This is a genomic window from Brevibacterium aurantiacum (assembly GCF_900169065.1).
GTDB lineage: Bacteria > Actinomycetota > Actinomycetes > Actinomycetales > Brevibacteriaceae > Brevibacterium > Brevibacterium aurantiacum.
In genome coordinates, this window is sequence record NZ_FXZB01000049.1 from 1 (window position 1) to 6523 (window position 6523).

The window sequence follows — 6523 nt, forward strand, 5'->3', positions numbered from 1 at the left end:
TCCTTGCTGAGCCCGAGCTCGTTCGCGACGCGGGTGATTGCCCCGTTCGCTGTCTCGGGGTCAGCTTGAGCATGGATGACGAGTTCGACGGCGCGAGCCTTGAGTTCGTCGGTGTATTTCACTGGCATGAGAGAATCTCCTTCTTCCAATCTCCCTGCCTCTATTATCCCCGGGGCGATTCACAGGACTGCCCGTTGAAGCTCAACCCGTACGGAGGGTCGGTCACGAGCGCGTCAATACTGGCCGTGGGTAGGAGCGGGAGGAGTTCGACTGCGTCCCCGAGGTAGAGCGTCGCCCGGTCATCGGCGAACACGGGCGCGGGTAGTTCGGTCAGGCGCTCGGCGGGCGGCGGTGTGGGGTCTGGCATGACGGGGGCTCCCTGCTGTTCGGGGTCTGTTCGCCGCCGTGTGCGACGAACAGGATCACCCAGCAGGTACGGGGCCATCCGCAGAACCGCGTGCCCACACGAGCCTCGTGTCGATGCGAGCAGAGTCTGCCGATTTCACCGCTTCGTGCCATTTGAGGAGCCCGCCGAGTTTCCCTGATTCCCAGTGCTCAAGATCTCCCACACACGATCGGCAATCAACGGTTGAGCGGGATTTATTGCATCAGAAGTCACATCCCAGACCAGTGTTGACCGCGACGTTGTCGATCGACTCGATCGACAACCCTTGCGCCGATTGCACCTCTTCGGTTTTTTTACCGTAAAAGTCACATCGTGAGATTTAGGTAACGACCGGGGGTGGTGCATGGTCGGCGAGTTCCCTGGTTCAGCGCGGCTGATGCTGGTACCCGGGGTGGCGCATCTGAACGAGCGAGCGGCCGTGTTCGAGGCAATGGTCGCAGGCTGGACCCGGCAGCAGCTCTCGCGTCAGCTCGGCCAATCGACCTTGCGGGATCGTGAGCGGCTCATCCGGCGCTTTCAGGACTTCACCGAGCAGTATCCGTGGGAGTGGACACCGGGCGATATGGAGGACTTTACGGTGTCGCTGACGTGCGGCGCGGATCGACTCGCCGTATCGACGATTCGCGGCTACCACCTCACGTTGCGCATGTTCTGCGACTACGTCACCGATGCACGCTACGAATGGCCCGTACAATGTCAGGATCGCTTCGGCACATTCCCGGTGCAGGTGTGCAATGAATGGAACACGGTCGCGCACCTGAACGAGTACGAGGGCAGACCGCAACGTCGCCCTCTGACGTATCGGGAGTTGCAGGATCTCTTCGACTGGCTCGATACACGGATCGAGCAGATCGTGCGCCTCGGCCGGAAAGGGTCGCTTGCCGCGTGGCGCGACGCGACGATGATCAAGACGACCTATGGGTTCGGGCTCAGGCGCAACGAGCTCGTGCGCCTGGACTTGCCCGATCTGCGTCCGAACCCGCACATGCGAGCTTGGGGCACCTATGGGTCGATCCATGTGCGGTTCGGGAAAGCGATGAAAGGCTCATTGCCGAGGCGCCGCACGGTTCTCGCTGTTCCCGAGTTCGATTGGGCCGTCAATGGTCTGCGGCAATGGGTCGAAGAGGGGCTGCCCCTGTTCGAGGCGGGCAACCAGGCCGCACTCTGGCTGACCGAGCGGCGCAGCCGGGTCAGTGTCCGCCACGTCGATGAACTCTTCGCCGACACACGCAGCGAGATCGGCCTTGAAGAGCACTTGACCCTGCATTGCCTGCGGCACTCGTATGTGACCCATCTGATCGAGTTCGGCTACCCGGAGCACTTCGTCACCGAACAGGTCGGGCACCGTTGGGGGTCGACGACCGCGATTTACACCTCGGTGTCCAACGACTTCAAGAACAAGACCCTGCAGGCCGCTCTTGCCAGGGTCTACCGAACCGAAGAGGAGGCGAGCCCATCATGAGGACGATCCAGATGCAGTGGAATCTGCGGCAGGTCATGGCCGACCGTGGCATGTTCCAGACCAGCGAACTGATGCCGCTATTGGAAGAACGCGGCATTCACCTGACCCGAGAGCACGTCTACCGGCTCGTGACGAAGACCCCGCAGCGCCTGAACACCGAGGTACTCGTCGCGCTCTGCGACGCATTGGGCTGCACCCCGAACGATCTCATCGTGCCGGTCGTCGCCGAGCAGCGGGCGGCCCGCACCGGCACGCACAACGAGGGCGGCCCGAAGATCGGATCCATCCGTCCGATCCGGGCGGTGATCCGCAGGCCCGACGGCGTCGACGAGTGAATGCACGCCGGGCACCGGTCTGCATCCGATGCGAGCGACTGACCGGATCATTCGAGTTACCAGAGGGAAAGATCTGTCAGAACTGCTGTCGCTACCTCGCTTATCACCCCGCCCGCTGCCCAGGCTGCAGCCAGTTTCGCCCCTTGCCCTACCTCTCAGTGACCGCACCTGCACAGTTGATTTGTGCCGACTGCGCGGGGAAGCCGCCCGTGTTCGTCTGTGAGAAGTGTGGTCGTCAAGATCAGCCCTATGGGGTTCGTCGTTGCGCTTCCTGCGTTCTGAGCGAACGCCTCCATGTGCTGCTGCTTGATCCCCGCACCGGAGAGATCCACGAACGTCTTCGGCCAGTCTTCGACGCGCTCGTGGGGTCGCATCGGCCGCAGAACGCGATTACCTGGTTGCAACGACCGCCCGGTCACGGCCCTACCCTTCTCCGTCAGATGGCCTCTGGCGAAGTGAACATCTCCCACGACACCTTCGCCCGACGGCCGATGGATCGCGCACACAACTACCTGCGCGATCTCCTTGTCGCGCTTGAGGTCCTCGAACCCTACGAACCACTGATCGAGCGCATTGGGCCTTGGCTTATCGACCGTGTCGCGGGCATCAGCGCGATGCACCGACAGACCATCGACCAGTTCGCACGCTGGGTTATTCTCCGTCGATTGCGCACAGCCGCCGACCAGGGCAGGCTCACCAAAGCGATGGCCGAGGGCGCGCGGCAACGCCTGAACCGCTCGATCGACCTGTTGGCATGGCTCGAGCACAAACAGACGACGATCCTTGAGGTTACTCAGCACCGACTCGAGCTCTACCTCTCCACCCAAGTGATGTCAATGTCGATGATGCTGCACCCGTTCATCACTTGGATAAACCGCACTGGGATCAACAACCGTATCTCCGTGAAGAACCCGAACCCCAGCCAAGCGCATGTCACGATGGGAGATGCCGACCGCTGGCGTCATATCGGCACCCTCCTGCGCGACGACTCGATCCGGCTTTACACCCGCATCATCGGCCTCTTCATCCTGCTCTTCGCGCAGCCCCTCACCCGAGCCTACGACCTCCGCACCGAGCAAGTAACCGCGCCACAACGAGGCCCTGTGCTCGTCACATTCCGCGAAACCCCGGTCGAGATGCCCGAACCCTTGGGCATGCTCATCCGACAACAGCTCACACACCGAGTCAACGCCTCCTACGCTTCTCTCGACAACGGCTGGCTCTTCCCAGGCGGAATCCCCGGCCGTCCGATAGCCACCGAGAACATCCGAGGCCAGCTTGTCGAACTCGGCATCCCACCCCACCAAGCCCGGCATGCAGCCATGTTTGGCCTCTCAGCTGAGGTGCCGCACACGATCCTCGCCCAAACACTCGGAATCTCTCAGACCGCCGCACGAGCATGGGCAGGCCTCGCGGCTCGAGACTGGGGCGGCTATATCCGCGAGAGAAACGACAGAGGCAAACTCAGTCCTTAGGCTTGGACGGAGGTGTCGGCCTCGGCTTCGCGGCCTCGGTCAGTTCCGTGAAGGCTTCCTCGACGTCGGGCCGCGGTGTTGGATTCTTGTCGTCAGCCATTTTTCTTCTCCACAGAATCGTCACCGTGAGTCAGTGTCTCAAAGGCTTCTTCGACGTCAGGGCGTTCCGGGGGCGGAGGGGGTGTGGACGGGGTTGGTCTGGCCATTGGTTGGGTCTCCTCTCAGGACAGATGCATTGATACCAGCGACAAGCAGCGCAGTCACTACGCCACTTACCAAGAGCACGAACGCCGACTTGGTTGCCTTTGCGCGTTTCTCATTCTTCGAGTTTCGTTTCTCGATTTCGCGTACCTTCACTTCGAGGATGTAGTCCTCCATCGCTTCCATACGCTCAGAAGCATTAACCCATCGAGTGACAAGGAATCGGCCGGAAGGCGAGTCAATCGTCGACGGCCAGAGCGAGACCGCCGCGGCAATGATCGTTGCGACAGTGAGCGCGAACGGCACTAACCCGAGGTACCACGATCGGGCATCGACTAAGCCTGTGAAGGTTGCCCCCGCAAGCACTCCGGCGGCGACAACGACAAACGAGGACTTCGTGTCGATTGACCGAGTGCGTTCGATCGCTGCGTTACGGAGCGTGTCGAGTTCAGAACTCAGAAGTCGAATTCGCTGAAGGCGCTCGCGTGACGCCAACCGCTCTTTTCGGCCCACGATGCTCCTTCGGCTCGCTGTATTCAACCAGCATATCGAGCGAGTCTTTAGAGACGTGAGAGCAGAACGAATCCCGCCATGAATAGTGCTGACCCGCCACTAACACCCTTGTCGGGTCGTCGATCCTCGAACAGGCCCTCATGGAACTGGCTGTAGCGGAGTTGCAGACTTGGCAGCATATCTCCGGCATGAGCTTGCGTAGATGCGTGGAGCTACTCCGTACCGCTGCTTGAAAGATCGCGGCGCGACCGCCGCATCGCGCCAACCCACGGCCGCACCGATCTCGCCTACCGTGAGGCTGGTGGTCGCGAGAAGTTCAGCCATCCGGTCGGCGCGGAGTTGACGAAGGAATGCCGCCGGTGATCGACCTGCCCACGGCCACCGGGCGGTCGCTGGCGGAGCACGCCCCCACCACCGCAGGGAGGGTGTCCTCATGAGCCCCGCCACTGCTCCGGTATTGGCGGCGGACCTGACCGCCGGGCTACGCCGGCTGAAACTGGCCGCGATGCGCCAACTCGCCCCTGAGTTGCTCATCACCGCCAAGACCCAGCGGTGGAGCCCCGAGGAGGTGCTGCGAGCCCTGGTGGAGGCTGAGGTCGCCGCCCGCGATGCCTCCAACGAGCGAGCCCGGCGCAAGGCCGCCGCCTTCCCGGTGCTCCAGACGATCGAGGAGTTCGACCTGGGCGCCTCGGCGATCCCGGCACCGACGTGGGCCTACCTGAGCAGCCTGGAGTGGGTGGGGGCCAAGGAGAACTTAGCGCTGATCGGACCGGCCGGCACAGGTAAGTCCCACACCCTCATCGCACTGGGGCACGCGGCCGTGGTCGCCGGGCACCGGGTGCGCTACGTCACCGCCGCTGACCTGGTCGATACCCTCTACCGACACCTGGCCGACAACACCGTTGGCAAGGCCATCGAGACGCTGCTACGCAACGACCTGGTGCTGGTCGATGAGATCGGATTCGCCCCGTTGGACGACACCGGGGCCCAGTTGCTCTTCCGGTTCGTGGCCGCCGCTTACGAACGCCGCTCCCTGGGCATCGCCTCCCACCACTCCTTCGAAGACTGGGGACGGTTCTTGCCCGAACACACCACCGCCGTGTCCATGCTCGACCGGCTACTGCACCACGCCACCACCGTGGTCACCAGCGGCCAGTCCTACCTCATGCGACAAGCCCGAGCCCGACAAGGAGGTGAACACCTACCCCACTGATCAACCATGACAGAGGGTGGGGACTTCTACTTGGCCAAAACTGGGGACCTGGAACTGGCCCTTGACAGTCTGCGCGTTATGCCTTCGCAGTTCGATTCTCGGCTGATTCATGCTCTCTCAGCGGAGGTATTCGACGGGGCGGGTCGGATGAGCGGTCAAGCCACAGAACGTTGTGAGTACACCGTATATCCTGGAGTCTCGCCAAGCCGCGAGATTGTCGCCGCGATTTCCTTATTGAACGCAACCCTAGACCGTGGATGGCAGATTGCTGATCTGGCCAGTGCTGCGGCGTTGTCAAGCTCTCAGTTGACGCGTTTGTTTCGTACCCAGATCGGCGTCTCAGCGGCGGCGTTGCTTCGCCAGCTTCGCGCAGGTTCTCGCAACCACAAGACTTGAGGTTGCAGAGGCTGTGGCGGCGGTGGGATGGACTGATCCTGCAGTTGCGTCGCGGGCATTCGACCAGCGAAATGGAGTAGCTCGCTGAGTTTTTGCGGCCTTTTACCGCAGTGGAAGCACGAACTTACCTCGGCTTGGCGAATCGTTGCGTTATTGCACGACAGCCACGATCAGGGCAATGCCGAAAAGGATGAGGAAGCCTCCAGCTATCTTCGTGAGCCAGGGCACGACGCGTGCCAACCGGGCGAGGGCTCTGCGGGATCCGAGGGCGACCGCAATGATGACATCCCAGACGAGCACAATGGTGAACATCCAGGTCCCGTATGCAACGAGTGTGAGTGGTGCTGCCCCAGCGAGCGCAGTGGCGAGGCTGAGATAGAAGAGCGCGTTCTTGGTGTTTGGAAGGGCCTTCCGGTAGCGAACGTGTAACGAAGTGGTAGCAGCTATGTAAGAACCTGGTAGCACTCATGGAGGATTGCTTTCACCCACGACATCGAAGTCGTGACAAGTGAAAGGAACCCT

At 61.9% G+C, this 6523-nt stretch carries 8 protein-coding genes; 5 read left to right on the top strand and 3 right to left on the bottom strand.

Annotated features, from left to right (window positions below; translation table 11 throughout):
- Positions 1 to 749 precede the first annotated feature (749 nt).
- The 3 genes from BAUR9175_RS18800 (at position 750) to BAUR9175_RS18815 (ending at position 3678) form a co-directional block, all read left to right on the top strand.
- The gene (locus tag BAUR9175_RS18800; protein WP_087053551.1) at positions 750 to 1868 is read left to right on the top strand and encodes a tyrosine-type recombinase/integrase; all 1119 of its coding nucleotides are present in this window, start codon (positions 750 to 752) and stop codon (positions 1866 to 1868) included.
- Positions 1865 to 2203: a helix-turn-helix domain-containing protein gene (locus tag BAUR9175_RS18805; protein WP_170934010.1), complete on the top strand. Its 339-nt coding sequence runs from the start codon at positions 1865 to 1867 to the stop codon at positions 2201 to 2203. The genes BAUR9175_RS18800 and BAUR9175_RS18805 overlap by 4 nt, the downstream gene beginning before the upstream one ends.
- Before the next feature lie 440 nt (positions 2204 to 2643).
- Positions 2644 to 3678 (top strand): hypothetical protein, encoded by a 1035-nt coding sequence (locus BAUR9175_RS18815; protein ID WP_101584956.1) that lies wholly within the window; start codon positions 2644 to 2646, stop codon positions 3676 to 3678.
- Positions 3679 to 3834: 156 nt separating this feature from the next.
- Here BAUR9175_RS18815 and BAUR9175_RS18820 read toward each other — a convergent pair whose 3' ends face one another.
- Together BAUR9175_RS18820 and BAUR9175_RS20015 are read right to left on the bottom strand one after the other, a co-directional pair.
- Positions 3835 to 4392 (bottom strand): hypothetical protein, encoded by a 558-nt coding sequence (locus BAUR9175_RS18820; RefSeq protein ID WP_096157926.1) that lies wholly within the window; start codon positions 4390 to 4392, stop codon positions 3835 to 3837.
- Between the two features lie 138 nt (positions 4393 to 4530).
- The gene (locus BAUR9175_RS20015; RefSeq protein WP_096157927.1) at positions 4531 to 4926 is read right to left on the bottom strand and encodes a helix-turn-helix domain-containing protein; all 396 of its coding nucleotides are present in this window, start codon (positions 4924 to 4926) and stop codon (positions 4531 to 4533) included.
- On the opposite strand from BAUR9175_RS20015, the gene istB reads away from it, so the two are divergent.
- Together istB and BAUR9175_RS20020 are read left to right on the top strand one after the other, a co-directional pair.
- Positions 4826 to 5605 (top strand): IS21-like element helper ATPase IstB, encoded by a 780-nt coding sequence (gene istB, locus BAUR9175_RS18830; protein WP_096157928.1) that lies wholly within the window; start codon positions 4826 to 4828, stop codon positions 5603 to 5605. The genes BAUR9175_RS20015 and istB overlap by 101 nt on opposite strands.
- Before the next feature lie 147 nt (positions 5606 to 5752).
- A complete protein-coding gene (locus BAUR9175_RS20020; RefSeq protein WP_170934011.1) occupies positions 5753 to 6001 on the top strand; it encodes an AraC family transcriptional regulator in 249 nt (82 codons plus the stop codon).
- A 150-nt stretch (positions 6002 to 6151) separates the two neighbouring features.
- Here BAUR9175_RS20020 and BAUR9175_RS19480 read toward each other — a convergent pair whose 3' ends face one another.
- A complete protein-coding gene (locus BAUR9175_RS19480; RefSeq protein WP_180959291.1) occupies positions 6152 to 6313 on the bottom strand; it encodes a hypothetical protein in 162 nt (53 codons plus the stop codon).
- Between the last annotated feature and the right edge of the window lie 210 nt (positions 6314 to 6523).

Excerpts from the sequence above, each read along its gene's own strand:
- BAUR9175_RS18800 (WP_087053551.1), top strand. The coding sequence starts at position 750 with ATGGTCGGCGAGTTCCCTGGTTCAGCGCGGCTGATGCTGGTACCCGGG.
- BAUR9175_RS18805 (WP_170934010.1), top strand. The coding sequence starts at position 1,865 with ATGAGGACGATCCAGATGCAGTGGAATCTGCGGCAGGTCATGGCCGAC.
- BAUR9175_RS18815 (WP_101584956.1), top strand. The coding sequence starts at position 2,644 with ATGGCCTCTGGCGAAGTGAACATCTCCCACGACACCTTCGCCCGACGG.
- istB (WP_096157928.1), top strand. The coding sequence starts at position 4,826 with ATGAGCCCCGCCACTGCTCCGGTATTGGCGGCGGACCTGACCGCCGGG.
- BAUR9175_RS20015 (WP_096157927.1), bottom strand. The coding sequence starts at position 4,926 with ATGAGCAACTCAGGGGCGAGTTGGCGCATCGCGGCCAGTTTCAGCCGG.
- BAUR9175_RS20020 (WP_170934011.1), top strand. The coding sequence starts at position 5,753 with ATGAGCGGTCAAGCCACAGAACGTTGTGAGTACACCGTATATCCTGGA.
- BAUR9175_RS19480 (WP_180959291.1), bottom strand. The coding sequence starts at position 6,313 with ATGTTCACCATTGTGCTCGTCTGGGATGTCATCATTGCGGTCGCCCTC.